Origin of the sequence: Streptomyces sp. NPDC051738 (assembly GCF_044453205.1) — a bacterium.
Lineage (GTDB): Bacteria > Actinomycetota > Actinomycetes > Streptomycetales > Streptomycetaceae > Streptomyces.
This window is the reverse complement of sequence record NZ_JBITCM010000003.1, coordinates 402,682-414,855: the sequence shown is the minus strand read 5'-3', so window position 1 is coordinate 414,855 and position 12,174 is coordinate 402,682. Positions and strand designations below refer to the sequence as shown.

Here is a 12,174-nt window from a genome sequence, read left to right as displayed (position 1 = left end):
ACGGGCCGATGGAGGCCGGTGACTTACCGGTTGATGGTCTTCTGCTGCGCTGCGGTGTACCGCTCGCCCTTGATCTGCACCTGGGCAACGGCCTCTTCGATGCGCTTGAGGTCCTCGGAGGTCAGTTCCACGTTGTCGGCGCCGATGTTCTCTTCGAGGCGGTGCAGCTTCGTCGTGCCCGGGATCGGTGCGATCCACGGCTTCTGTGCCAGCAGCCACGCGATGGCGGTCTGAGCCCGGGTGGCCTGCTTGGCGTCCGCGATCTCACCCAGCAGCGCGATCAGGGCGAGGTTGGCCTCACGCGCTTCTTCCTCGAAGCGCGGCAGCACGTTGCGGATGTCGTTGGCTTCGAACTTCGTGTCCTGACTGATCGCGCCGGTCAGGAACCCCTTGCCGAGCGGGCTGAACGGCACGAAGCCGATGCCCAGTTCTTCCAGGGTCGGCAGGATGGTCTCCTCGGGCTCGCGCCACCACAGCGAGTACTCGCTCTGCAGGGCCGTGACCGGCTGGACCGCGTGGGCCCTGCGGATGACGTCCGCACCAGCTTCGGACAGGCCGAAGTGCTTGACTTTGCCTTCCTGGATGAGATCCCGGACCGTGCCGGCGACCTCTTCGATCGGCACGTCGGGGTCCACCCGGTGCTGGTAGAACAGATCGATGCGGTCGGTCTGCAGACGCTGCAGGGACTGCTCGGCGACCAGGCGGATCCGCTCCGGCCGACTGTCCAGCCCCGCCGTGGGGTTGCCGTCCTTGAACCCGAACTTCGTGGCGAGGACGACCTGGTCGCGCACCGGCGCCAGGGCCTCGCCCACCAGCCTTTCGTTCGCCTCTCCGTACCCCTCCGCGGTGTCGAAGAGCGTCACACCGTGCTCGGCGGCGGCCCGGATCAGCTTGATGGCCTCACCGGTGTCCGCGGCCTGGCCGTAGCCGAAGGTCATTCCCATGCAGCCGAGCCCGATCGACGACACTTCGAGGCCGCTGTTTCCCAGTACACGCTTCTTCATTTCGTTTTCCTTTCGAGTGGCCAGGAGCGACGGCAACGCCCTGGCCGGTGTGGGTCCTGATGGTCGGAGGTGTGCCAGACGTCTGGTCAGTCCGCGTCGTCGCATGGGGTGTTGCTTCCGACGGGTCGGCGCGGGGTCAGCTCGCGTCGGCGCCCTCGACGAGGTTCTTCAGCTGGGTGATCGCGGACATCGCATTGGGCCAGCCGGCGTAAAACGCGATGTGGGTGATGGCCTCGACCAGCTCGTTCTTCGTCACCCCGTTCTCCAGCGCCTTCGGCAGGTGAAAGGCGAGCTGGTCGGCGCGGTAGAGGGCGACCAGGGTGGCAACGGTGATCAGGCTGCGGTCCCGCTGGGACAGGCCCTCGCTCGCCCACACCTCGCCGAACAGGACGTCGTCGGTGAGCCGGACCAGTTCGGGCGCGAAGTCGCCGAGCAGCTTCTGTGCGGCGGTCTGTTCTTCAGCCATGGCGTTTCATCCTTTCTATGTGTTTGATCCGTTACAAAACTGAATCAAACGAGTTGTTGGGTTTGTTGCCGGAACACCCTGTGGTGTCCGGGAGTCAGGCCGCCGCGCGGTGGGCCTGAGCCTTGTGCGAGGTCTCCTCGTCCGCCGCAGGCAGGGACACCTGAGGTACGGCGGTGCGGGTGGCTCGTATCGCGGCGAGGACGAGCAGGGGAATCAGGCCCAGGCCGGCCATGACCGCGCCGACCACCTCCGGTCCGGTCACGCCCAGGGAGGTGTCCAAGGTCGTGCCCGCCAGCCAGGAGACGAGGGCGATCCCCAGGTTGAAGGCCGACACCGTCAAGGCAGCGGCGAGGGCGGGCGAGGAGTGTCCGAAGCGCACGGCCAGCGGGGTGGCGATCGATGTGATGCCCAGGCCCGTCACACCCAGGAGCACCACCAGGACGACGGTCGCCACGGGGCTGGTGGACAGCGGGATCAGCAGGAGCAGTACCAGCACCGAGGCGACGGAGGTGGTGATGAACGTGGCCAGCGGCTTGCGGTCGCCGAGGCGCCCGGTGATGTTCGTGCCCAGCAGAGCACCGACGCCGAAGCCGACCAGGACGAGCGGTACGGCACCTTCGGAGATCCCGGTCCGCTCGGTGAGCAGCGGAGAGATGTAGCTGTACGCGGCCATGAAGCCACCCGTGACGAGCGCGGTGGCGGCAAGGACCAGCCACATACGGCCATGGCGCAGGACGGCGAGCTGGGAGCGGACGGAGGGGGTCACCTCGGCGCGTTCCGCGGCGGGGATGAACCGGCCGATGACCAGGGCAGCCACGCCCGCGAGGGCAGCCAGCGCCCAGAACGTGCCGCGCCAGCCGATCGCCTGACCGACCCAGGAGCCCAGCGGCACACCGGCCACGATGGCCAGGCTCATGCCGCTCATCATCACGCCCATGGCGCGGGAGGCGGCGGCCGGTCCCGCGGCGGAGGTGGCCACGACCGAGCCGACGGAGATGAAGGTACCGGTGGCCAGCGCGATGATCACACGGGCCGCGAGCACGATGGGGAAGGAGGAGCTGAGTGCGGCGATCACGTGGCCAACGGCGAACACGGCAAGCGCCAGGACCAGGGTGAAACGCCTGGGCAGGCGCAGCGTGGCGATCGAGATTGTGGGCGCGCCCACGATCATGCCGACCGCGAACGCCGTGATCAGCAGGCCGGCCGTGGAGACGCTGACGCCGAGGTCGGCGGACACCTCGGGCAGGAGAGCCGCGATGATGAACTCGCTGGTGACCATCACGAAGGTGCCGAGGGCCAGCAGCGGGACGACGAACGGCAGCCTGGCGGGCTTTTCTCGGTGAGAAGACATGCGGAGGTAGAGCCTTTGCTGAAGGTGGGGGTGAAACAGGGGGCCGCGTCGCGGGAGCGGCCGGGCGCCGGCGCCGGTTCAGCCGAAGGAGTCGGCCTTGATGCTGTCCGGGTCGGGGCCGCCGCGCAGGCCGGTGTCGAGGGCGTCGACGGCGGCCGTCTCGTCGGCGGTGAGCGCGAAGTCGAAGATGCCGATGTTCTCCGCGATGCGGTGCGGCGTGACGGACTTCGGGATCGCGGACAGGCCGTGCTCGATGTGCCAGCGCAGCACGATCTGCGCGGGGGTCTTGCCGTACCTGGCAGCGATCCGAGTGATGACCGGGTCCTGCAGCGGGCTCTTGCCCGCGTGCGGGGCGTCGGGCCAGTACAGGTTCACCGCGCCGAGGGGCGACCACGCCTGGGTGACGATGCCGAGGCCGGCATGCGCCTCGCGCAGCTCGCCCTGGATGAAGTACGGGTGCAGCTCGACCTGGTTGACCGCCGGTACGACGTCGGTGCGCACGATCAGGTCGTTCAGACGCTCGGGGCTGAAGTTGGAGACGCCGATCGCCCGCACCCGCCCGTCGGCCAGCAGCTTCTGTGCTGCCTTGTACGCGGCGACCGTGGAGTCGAACTCGGACGTGTACGGGAAGTGCAGCAGGTACAGGTCCAGGTAGTCCAGGCCCAGCCTGCCCAGGCTGGCGTCGAAGGCACGCAGGGTCGCGTCATGGCCGAAGTCCGAGAGCCACAGCTTGGTGGTCACGAAGACCTCGCCGCGGTCGACGCCGGAGGCGACGATGCCCTCGCCGACCTCCTTCTCGTTGCCGTAGACGGCGGCGGTGTCGATCAGTCGGTAGCCGTGCTGGAGCGCGGTCGTGACCGCGGTGGCGGTCTCCTCCGGTGGGTTCTGGAAGACGCCGAGGCCGAGCGCGGGCATCTGCACGCCATTGTTCAGCGTGATCATCGTGCTCTTGCCAGTCATGGTGGCTCCTTGCATGAGCGGAGACGGACCGATACGAGGTTTGATACCGGGTGGCCCCAAAGCGGGGCACTGACCATGCAACCGGGAACGGACACGATGAGGGAGTCTCCGCTGTGAGGGGTAACATCAGGGACCCCCAGCGGCATATGCGCAGGCCAAAGCCCCGCCCTTGCTGCCGGCGGCAGCCGCAGAAGGCGGGGCTGTGGACGTCGGTTCAGTTCTCGGAGTCCGCCTCGGCGGCCTGCACATCCGCGGCCTCGGCCGTGGCGGACCAGCTCGCCAGCAGGTTCAGCGCGTCCGCGGCCGCGGAGCCGGGGGCCGCGTTGTACAACGCCACCACCAGCCCCGACCCGTCCGGCAGGTTCATCGATTCGAAGTTGAGCTCCAGCTCGCCCACGACCGGATGCCTGAGGCGTTTCGTCCCCTCATGGAAGACGTGCACGTCGTGGGCGCCCCACATCACGCGGAAGGCGTCGCTGCGGGTCGACAGCTCACCGATCAAGTTCGACAACTCGCGGTCGTACGGGTTCTTGCCCGCCTCGATCCGCAGCGCACCCACAGCGCCCCTGGCGATGCGTTCCCAGTCGACGTAGAACCGCCGGGCCGCGGGGCTGAGGAACACGAACCGCACGGTGTTCGCCCCACAGACCGGATCGGCGTACATCTCCGAGAACAGTGCGCGACCGAGTGGATTGGCGACCAGAATGTCGAATCGGTGGTTCTTCACGAACGCCGGCATGCCCGGCATCCCGTCAACGATGCGCTGCACGCTGGGCCGCACAGCCGGCCGGGCAGTCCGGCGCCGCACCCGGGCGGGCGTCGTGTTCGCCGCTCGGGCCAGGTCGTACAAGTGCGTGCGCTCCGTGTCGTCGAGCCGCAGAGCCTGGGCCAGCGCCTCCAGGACGCTGTCGGAGACACCGCTGAGATTGCCGCGCTCCAGACGCGTGTAGTACTCGACGCTGACGCCGGCGAGCGTCGCGACCTCGTTCCTGCGGAGCCCCGGCACCCGGCGTTGGCCGTACACGGGCAGACCGGCCTGCTCGGGCGTGATCTTGTCACGGCGAGACTTCAGAAACGCACTGATTTCGGCGCGGTTGTCCATGAGGTCAGGGTAGGTTCGCCGCCCACCAACTGAGAGACCCTGTCATTACCCCTCACAGCAGTAACCCCCAGCGCCAGCCCCTTCCGGTTGGGTGGAGCCACAGGTCAGATGGGTTCGCTGCCTGCGCGCGCCTGACCAGTCCACGTCGGTGAGGTCCGGCCGCCCGCCGCGGCGCATTCCGCTGCTGACGTATACAAGCCGTGCCTGCCGCTCGATGAGCGCGGTCAGCACGTACGGCGCCACCACGTTCACCAAGATCGATCTCGCTGATACTCGCTGCGTGGCACACACGCCGTCACGGGAAGTGTGTCCACCTTCAGCCGGGCACTCGTCCAGTTCCTCGTGGACCCGGAAGGCGAGTGACCTGCTGAGCCGCTGCGAGTTCTTCGCGGGTCTGCTCCAGCTCCAGGGAAAGCTCGGTGGCGGTACGTACCAGTGCGCGAACCCGTTCGCGCTCCGCTGCGAGATCCGTCTTGATCTTCGTCAGGACTTCGCGCAGCGTGGTGTTCTCATCGGCCATGGTCTGGACGACCTGCGGGGTGAAGTTCTGCGCCTTGGCCCGTGCCCGGAACTCGTCCACGAGCTCTTTGTGATCGCCGTAGACGACGTCGCGCCGTAGCCCGCACTCGGCGATCAGCTCGGTCCCCGTGAGCTTTCCGACTGGCGAACGCAGGGGCGTCCCGGCCAGAAGGCGTTCTGCGGCGGCGCGTATCTCCTGACGTTCGGCTTCTCGGTCTCGGTTCTTTCGTGTCATGCGACCTGGGCGCCTTCCCTGTGCGTGGCTTCCGGGCGTGATGTCTCGTGCTGCTCGATCACCGCGCAGATCTGCGCCGCTTGTGCGGCAGCTCGGTCCCGGCGCGGACGTGGAGTCATCGGGTCACGGGCCTCGTTTTCCAGGACGGGCAGTCGCATGCGGTGTTCGGCGATGTCCCGGTCGGTGTAGGCGAGGTTGGCGCAGGTGCTGCGGCACAGCGATTCGTCGGGCCCGTCGTCGTCGGGCAGCCCCAACAGCAGCTTCTCCTTGCGGCAAGCGGCGGTTTCGGCACGATGGACGCAGGTCATGGCTTCGCCGTGGTGAATGTCGGTGTCGCTTTGCTCAAGGAGTCGCTTGACGCTGGCCTGCGCGCGTACGGTGCGGCCGAGGAAGATCGCTGTGCCGGCAGTGCGGCGCCTGTACTCTGCGGCGGCCGGCCCGCTGACGTGCTCGTCGTCCTCCTCCAGACGGGTCCAGTCGTCCTCGGACTGCTCGAGGAACATTTCCAGTCGTTCCACCGCGACATCATCCAGCCAGGAATCGTCGCCCTGGGCGGCGTAATTCAAAGTGACCTTCGTCTTGAGATGGCCGTACTGCAGGGCGGCGGCGATGAGCCCGCGGGGGCGGCGCACGATGAAGAAGGCGAGGGTGCGGCGGAAGCGCGACGCGTGCAGGTGCTTGATGGGATCTGGAGGAATCGCGACGCCGCCATCGGCGGGGGTATAGGTGGAGTTCACCCAGTCCTGGAGCCGCTGCAGCTCACGGATCGTCTTGCTGGAGCCCCACGTGAGGGCGCCCATGCGGCTCTTGCGGCCACCGGTGCCGGGTAGGCGGGTCGGGAAGAGCAGGTCGGTCTCGTGGAGCGTCTCCAGCAGGTGGATGGCCTGATGTACGGGGCGGACGACGGCCCAGGGGCGGCTGGCCGGTCCCCGTGACTCCGCCGCGGTGCGGTCGTGGCCTTTGCCACGGTGCCCGAACAACAGCAACTCCCCGGAATCCGGATCCTCCGCACGGCAGCCGCGGTGGAGATTGGCCACCTCCCCGGGGCGCATACCCGACAGATAGGACACCATGACGAAACATGCTGCCGTCACCACCCAGACGAGGCTCGGCAGTTCTGACACTGTGATCGGCTTGTCCCTCCACGGGCGCCCGTCGATCCGACCAGTGACACTGCCGACGAAGAAGTCCCCGGCCACCGGAACCCCCGAGGCTTTGGCAATCGAACGGGGACCGCGGGAGAGGGAATTGGACAGCGCGGGAAGCCCGAGGAGACAGGCCAGGTACTTGAAGTCGATCGCGCCGGGGTTCTCGGGGTCACCTGGCAGCGCGACGCCTGTGCGGTGCGCATCCAGGAGGAAGAGGTTCATGCGTTCGGCGTGTGGCAGCCCGGCGAACCGTGCCTGCCCGGGATGGGTTCCGGTGCACAGCTGACGGAACTCTCGCCAAGCGTCGCGGGCATCGGGGCCGATGTCTTCGACGATCCGCAGGGCCCAGTCCAGTAGGGGGATCATCGTGTCCGCCGCGATCCTCGCGGTCTTGTTGCCGCGGCCGGTCTGGATGTCCTCCGCGAGCTCGCCCGGAGTGCGCCCTTGCCACGGCTCCGCAGCGGACATTCGGCATTCTGGAGGCAAATGCGGCGCGTAGGCCCACACGGCCCGAACGGCGTTGAGGAGTGAACGGCGCGTGCTCGTGCTGGCCTGTATGGACAGGACATGGTCCAGATACAGGTCGAGATCACGATCGGTCACTTCGTAGAGCCGATCGATGCCGCGATGCCGCAGCCAGGTCGCGAAAACGCGAAGGCGCTTGAACCACAGATGCACCGTGGAGATGCTCGCCTGGTCGATCCCCGTGAGCCTGCTCAGGACGGGTGGGTAAGGGCTGTCGAGTGTCGCCAAGGTGAAGACTTTGAAGTCGTTTTCCAGCAGGATCGGGTACGTCGACCAATGGAGTGTGATCGGTTGGATGTGCTGGTCCGGCTGGACTTCCGCCAGCGACCAGGTGGGATCCCGGACCCGTGACAGTGCCACGCGGTCGGTTCCGTGCCTCAGAGACCGGGTATGGAGGACTTCCCTGTTTGCGAGCTCGCTCAGTAGCGACGGCAAGGTAGCGGCAGCGTCATTGGCCGTGGTCATCGCAGGTCCATCCGTCCGACCATCAGGTTGTTGATCATTTCCGACTGGCGTCCGGTGAGCTGCTGGCGTGCCTGGTCTTGCTCGGATTGGTGATATTGGCTCACCAGGTCCTCGAGCCGCTCGTGGTGTACCGCGTGTCTCGCATTCCACGTCGCCGCGTCGGTGTGAACCCTCAGGATGCTCATTTGATCCAGGGCCGCTATTTGCAGAGGGAGTTGGTGGGGCAGGGCGCGGGCGTTCTCGCATCCCAGGCAGGCCAGGAACGATTCCGCGCAGGGTTCACCTGGAGGGGCCCCCGGACTGTTGAGGTGATCGGTACACCCCGTCAGCACGGTGTCCTGCTCACCGGAGACCAGGCGTTGAAGGACCACAGGATCCAGGTCCGCGTCCCGGGCGGCGCCCTCCAGATCGGAGGCCGCCCGGGCAACCAGCGTGGCCGGCAGTACGGTGATGCTGCGTCGCTTGCGGGCAGCGGCTACTTGGGAGCGCAGTGCGTCCGCGACGACGACGCGGGACTGGGTGGCGACGTCCTCGCTGCGGGAGAGGTAGTGGTCGTTCATGGTGGCCCGGGTGTGGGCCACTGGGCGCCGCTTGCGCTCGATGCCGGTCTGCCGCAACCGTCTGGCTTCCACCGGCTCGACCCCGTCCTTCGTGGGCTCCTGGGTGGGAAATCCGTGTTGAGCGGACCAGCGGGCGATGTTCTTGGCGTCGGCTCCGCGCGTCCAGCGTTTCGCTCCGGTTGTTTGTGTCCGGAATCCGGCGAAGGCCGAGCCGTGGCCGCCGTGGTGCCTGGCGAGTTGAGTCAGCTCCAGCAGCAGCTGATAGACCCGTAGCGGTGAACGAAACAACCGGGGCTCTGGATCATCGGCGACCAGCAGAACGGCCAGTCCTTCTGGCACATCTTCCACTGGTGTCACCATGTGCTCGTGCTCCGGGCCGCGCCGGGGCTTGGATGCCTCGATTAGCGCGACCTGGGGAACTCCCTCGACTCCGCCATCCGGCCGGTGATGCGCGGCTGGCCAGGATGCCACCGTGCCGAAGTTCTCTGCGGTCAATGCCGTCAGCAGCAGGCAGAACGCCGTCAACTCCCGCGAGGTCAGGCACAACCTTCGGGTGATCTCCTGGGAGCCGCCCAGCTTCCACACCACCCTCACCATGGCGCCTCCGGGGGTGCGTGGAAGATCGCCCGTGCGCTCAAAGACGTCCAGCAGCATGCCGAGCGTGTGGTCTGGATGCCCGTACCCGATCTGACCGGCTCGGAAGCGGGTCAGGAGGCCCTGGCCGGCCCGGATGCGATCCCGCGCCACCCGAATGTCGTGCCGGAGGGCGACCATGATCCGCTGCATGGCGTTGTCGTCGTATGCCGGGACGTCGGAAACTTCTGTCACCTCGGGCATCCGCTCCCTGTACAGCGCATCTCTCACCTCCTTCGACAGCCGGTCGTCATCCCGCCACAACTGCCGGAGCCGATGAAGGTGACTGCACTGAGAGGCGGCGTTTCGCCCCTCCGTGTGCGTCCACAGCTCCAGCACGTGCGCCGCAGTAACGTCGCCCGGCCCTCGGACGGTCGGACTCTGGACGGAGAAGTAGCGGGCCAGCCAGGACAACACCGAGTAAAGACTCTCGGCCCCTCTCACCCGCTTCACGCCCGAACGCGGCGAGGTGCGTTCCGCGAAGGCGGAGGCGAACCAGCGTTGCAGGCCCTCATCAATGACGACCCGCTTCCCCTTGGGGTCCTGGATGTCGGCGAAGTCGAACACCCGCGAGCGGGCGCCGGACTCCTCGATAACTCGCACCGCGGTGCCCCCCGATGCCTCCAGCAGCCGCTCCGGAGGCCGCCAGTCACTCGGGGGCATTCCCGCCTGGCGCCCGCCGCGTCCTCCCGCGCTCACGCACGGCCCCCCGTCTGGACCTGGGTGCCCGGACGAGCGACGCTGGTCAGCGTCCGTCCACCCTGCTCGGCCACGGTGCGGATCAGCACCTCGACCGCCGGGGTCTCCTCGCTGTCCAGCAACTCCATCAAGTAGTCGACCTGCAGCGCGGTGAACGGCTCCAAATACGTCTCCCGCGTGGTGGACGGATCCGCGTGCCCCAACATGAGCGACAGCGCGTACCACACGCCGCCGAACATCTCCCGGATGTCCGACAGTTCTTGCTCGGTGAACCCATTCAACCGGGGCTGCCACACTGTCGAGAGCAGCGAATACCATTTGAGGGCGAAGGAGTGCCGGCACATGTGCGGACGGCACCACAACGGCACGAGCCCTTCCCCGCCCGCCTGCGCCCAGACCCGCTGGATCCGTTCGTTGGCGGCGGTGAACGTGTCCTCCCAGCCCTCGAACTTCTTCGGCATTCCGTTCGGCGACAGCCACAGGGCCAGTGGCTCCAGCCCGGACGCGGTACGCCGGAACAGCAATCGCCGTTCATCGGGGCCCAGTATGTCCACCGAGAGCGATCCCCCGCTCTCCAGGTACAGCAGCCGGCTTCGGGCGTTGTAGCCACGGACCACCCGCTTATACGAGATCTTCTCGTAGGTTCCTCGCCGTTGCGCTCGGCGTATCGCCTGCGTCCGGGACCCCTCCAACGGGTCGATGTAGCCCTCGATCTCCCGCAGCACCGCCCTCGGTATTCGATACCACCGCCCCTCCTTGGCGCCCTTCACGCACGCCGCCGCCAACCAGGCCCGCGGAAATCGGCCTCCGGTGGAACGCGGGATCTCCACGTCGAGGACACTGCCCCACTCCTGGAGACGCAGCCCCGTGCCGTACAACCCGTCGACGAAGACCGCATCCCGGTCCTCGTTCGGCCCCGACCAGCCGGCTCTGCGCAACCCATCGAAGCCGTAGCCGCGCAGACCGATGTCCCGCCACTGCTCGAAGGGTGCACGCAGCATCCACTTCACCTGCCGACCACGTGAACCCGCTGGCCGGATCCCATCGCGCCGCTCTCCCCCAGGGCCGACCCCCTGTCCAGAACGGCCACCGGAGTTCGACGCCGGAGCGATCCCGGACATCGGGTTCTGGACGCCGTACTTCCCCCACGCCCAGGTGTAGAAGGTGTTCAGAGCTGCACGATCCGTGTCGAAGCTGGCCGCCTTGATCCGCTCGTCATTGCGTACGTCGGTCAGGCGCCAGTCCTTGAACGCCTCCACGTCCCGCGCCGTCGCCTCACGCCAGCCCTTGCCGAACACCTGCAGGAAGTTCAACCACACGACCAGCGTGTATGCGTACCGCTTCCAAGTCCGAGCCCCACGCCCCTTCATCGGCGAGACGCGAAAGAACAGATTCACGCCTGGATCGACAAAGGCCGAGACAGTGGCAAGGACTGGCGTGCCATGCTGAGCTCCGTTCCTCGCCGCCCGGTCGTGTAGATCACCGAACCCGCTGAGCATGCCTTCGTCCAAGGACGGCGGTGGCTTCAGGAAGTCGTAGAACTCGACGCCCCAACGATCCAACATCACTTCTCCAAGGGCGAGTCATGAGCCGATTACCCGACAACTCTGAGAAGCCTAGTGAAAGTACCGGAATGTGCTCTGGCAAGGCGAGGAGCTTGCCGCCGTCCTGGACTGGGACCGGGTTGGGATTCGCCCGTACGCGGAGGAGGTTGTGCGGACGGCGCAGGTGCAGTTCGGTGTGGACGGGGTATTTGACCTCGCCCGGGTGTCGGCGTTCGTCGGCGGGTACAGGTCTGTCGTGCCGCTGGAGTCGTCCGCGTTGGTGGATGGCGCTCGTCGGCTGTGGTGGAAGCGGATGACGGACTTCTGGCAGCTGGAGTTTCACTACGACCGCGATGACTTCTCGTTCGATGAGCTGTTCACGGCGGACGAGGCGTTGCTGCACTGGTGGACGGACCGGCTGGATCAGGTGGAGGACGCGTTCGCCGAAGGGTAGATCCCGAGGCGTTCGAGGTCCGGCAGGCGTGGCCCGGCGAGAGCGGTCGCCCGATGCCGAGCCTTTTCCCCAGGCCGCGGTGATTAGGGCTGCGGATGGCGCCCGCCCACTCCTCTGGGCCGACTTCGGCGGGGAGCACGATCCCGGTGGGCCCCATAGCTTCGGGCATCCCGCCTCGGTCGGTGCCGATGCTCGGTGTCCCGTGCAGCGCGGCTTCGACGATCACGCGGGGGAAGGCATCCTCCACCGTGGACGGCACGAGCAGGAGGCGGTGGCCGCTGTAGAGGGTGCTCATGTCGTAGACCCGCGGCACGTAGGTGACGTTGGGGTAGCCGGCGAACTGTTCGACCGTGTTCCACCAGCCTTCGACCAGGGTGAAGTGCTGCTCCGGCATGCGGCGGATGAGCTGGTGCAGGAGGTTGGCGCCTTTCGCCGGGACCGGGTTGACCATGAGCAGGGCCTCGGTGCGCTCTACGCGGTGTCCCGGCCGGGGCAACATGAAGGGTGGG

At 67.2% G+C, this 12,174-nt stretch carries 10 protein-coding genes and 1 pseudogene; 1 reads left to right on the top strand and 10 read right to left on the bottom strand.

Annotated elements, in window-relative coordinates; genetic code table 11:
• Positions 1-23 precede the first annotated feature (23 nt).
• The 9 genes from ACIA8X_RS09750 to ACIA8X_RS09710 all read right to left on the bottom strand — a co-directional run bounded on the left by ACIA8X_RS09750 (position 24) and on the right by ACIA8X_RS09710 (position 11,232).
• Positions 24-1,004 (bottom strand): aldo/keto reductase, encoded by a 981-nt coding sequence (locus tag ACIA8X_RS09750; protein WP_393445113.1) that lies wholly within the window; start codon positions 1,002-1,004, stop codon positions 24-26.
• A gap of 136 nt (positions 1,005-1,140) precedes the next feature.
• Positions 1,141-1,470 (bottom strand): carboxymuconolactone decarboxylase family protein, encoded by a 330-nt coding sequence (locus ACIA8X_RS09745; protein ID WP_393445111.1) that lies wholly within the window; start codon positions 1,468-1,470, stop codon positions 1,141-1,143.
• 94 nt (positions 1,471-1,564) lie between these two features.
• Entirely contained in the window at positions 1,565-2,821 is a 1,257-nt protein-coding gene (locus ACIA8X_RS09740) for an MFS transporter (protein ID WP_393445109.1), read from the bottom strand.
• Between the two features lie 78 nt (positions 2,822-2,899).
• Complete coding sequence (locus tag ACIA8X_RS09735; protein WP_393445106.1) at positions 2,900-3,781, bottom strand: aldo/keto reductase; 882 nt, start codon at positions 3,779-3,781, stop codon at positions 2,900-2,902.
• A gap of 214 nt (positions 3,782-3,995) precedes the next feature.
• Positions 3,996-4,883 carry a helix-turn-helix transcriptional regulator gene (locus tag ACIA8X_RS09730; protein ID WP_382178839.1) on the bottom strand — a complete coding sequence of 296 codons (888 nt, stop codon included), beginning with the start codon at positions 4,881-4,883 and terminating at the stop codon, positions 3,996-3,998.
• Positions 4,884-5,199: 316 nt separating this feature from the next.
• The gene (locus ACIA8X_RS09725) at positions 5,200-5,637 is read right to left on the bottom strand and encodes a hypothetical protein (RefSeq protein WP_393445103.1); all 438 of its coding nucleotides are present in this window, start codon (positions 5,635-5,637) and stop codon (positions 5,200-5,202) included.
• A complete protein-coding gene (locus ACIA8X_RS09720; protein ID WP_393445101.1) occupies positions 5,634-7,670 on the bottom strand; it encodes an integrase SAM domain protein in 2,037 nt (678 codons plus the stop codon). The genes ACIA8X_RS09725 and ACIA8X_RS09720 overlap by 4 nt, the downstream gene beginning before the upstream one ends.
• A gap of 101 nt (positions 7,671-7,771) precedes the next feature.
• Complete coding sequence (locus ACIA8X_RS09715; RefSeq protein WP_393445099.1) at positions 7,772-9,571, bottom strand: hypothetical protein; 1,800 nt, start codon at positions 9,569-9,571, stop codon at positions 7,772-7,774.
• A 92-nt stretch (positions 9,572-9,663) separates the two neighbouring features.
• Positions 9,664-11,232, bottom strand: coding sequence for a site-specific integrase (locus ACIA8X_RS09710; protein ID WP_393445097.1), 1,569 nt, complete (start codon positions 11,230-11,232; stop codon positions 9,664-9,666).
• Positions 11,233-11,290: 58 nt separating this feature from the next.
• Here ACIA8X_RS09710 and ACIA8X_RS09705 point away from each other — a divergent pair.
• Positions 11,291-11,665: pseudogene (locus tag ACIA8X_RS09705) on the top strand (hypothetical protein); the annotation flags it as partial.
• Here the strand turns inward: ACIA8X_RS09705 and ACIA8X_RS09700 are convergent.
• Positions 11,589-12,116 (bottom strand): glycosyltransferase, encoded by a 528-nt coding sequence (locus ACIA8X_RS09700; protein WP_393445095.1) that lies wholly within the window; start codon positions 12,114-12,116, stop codon positions 11,589-11,591. The pseudogene ACIA8X_RS09705 and the gene ACIA8X_RS09700 overlap by 77 nt on opposite strands.
• Positions 12,117-12,174 lie beyond the last annotated feature (58 nt).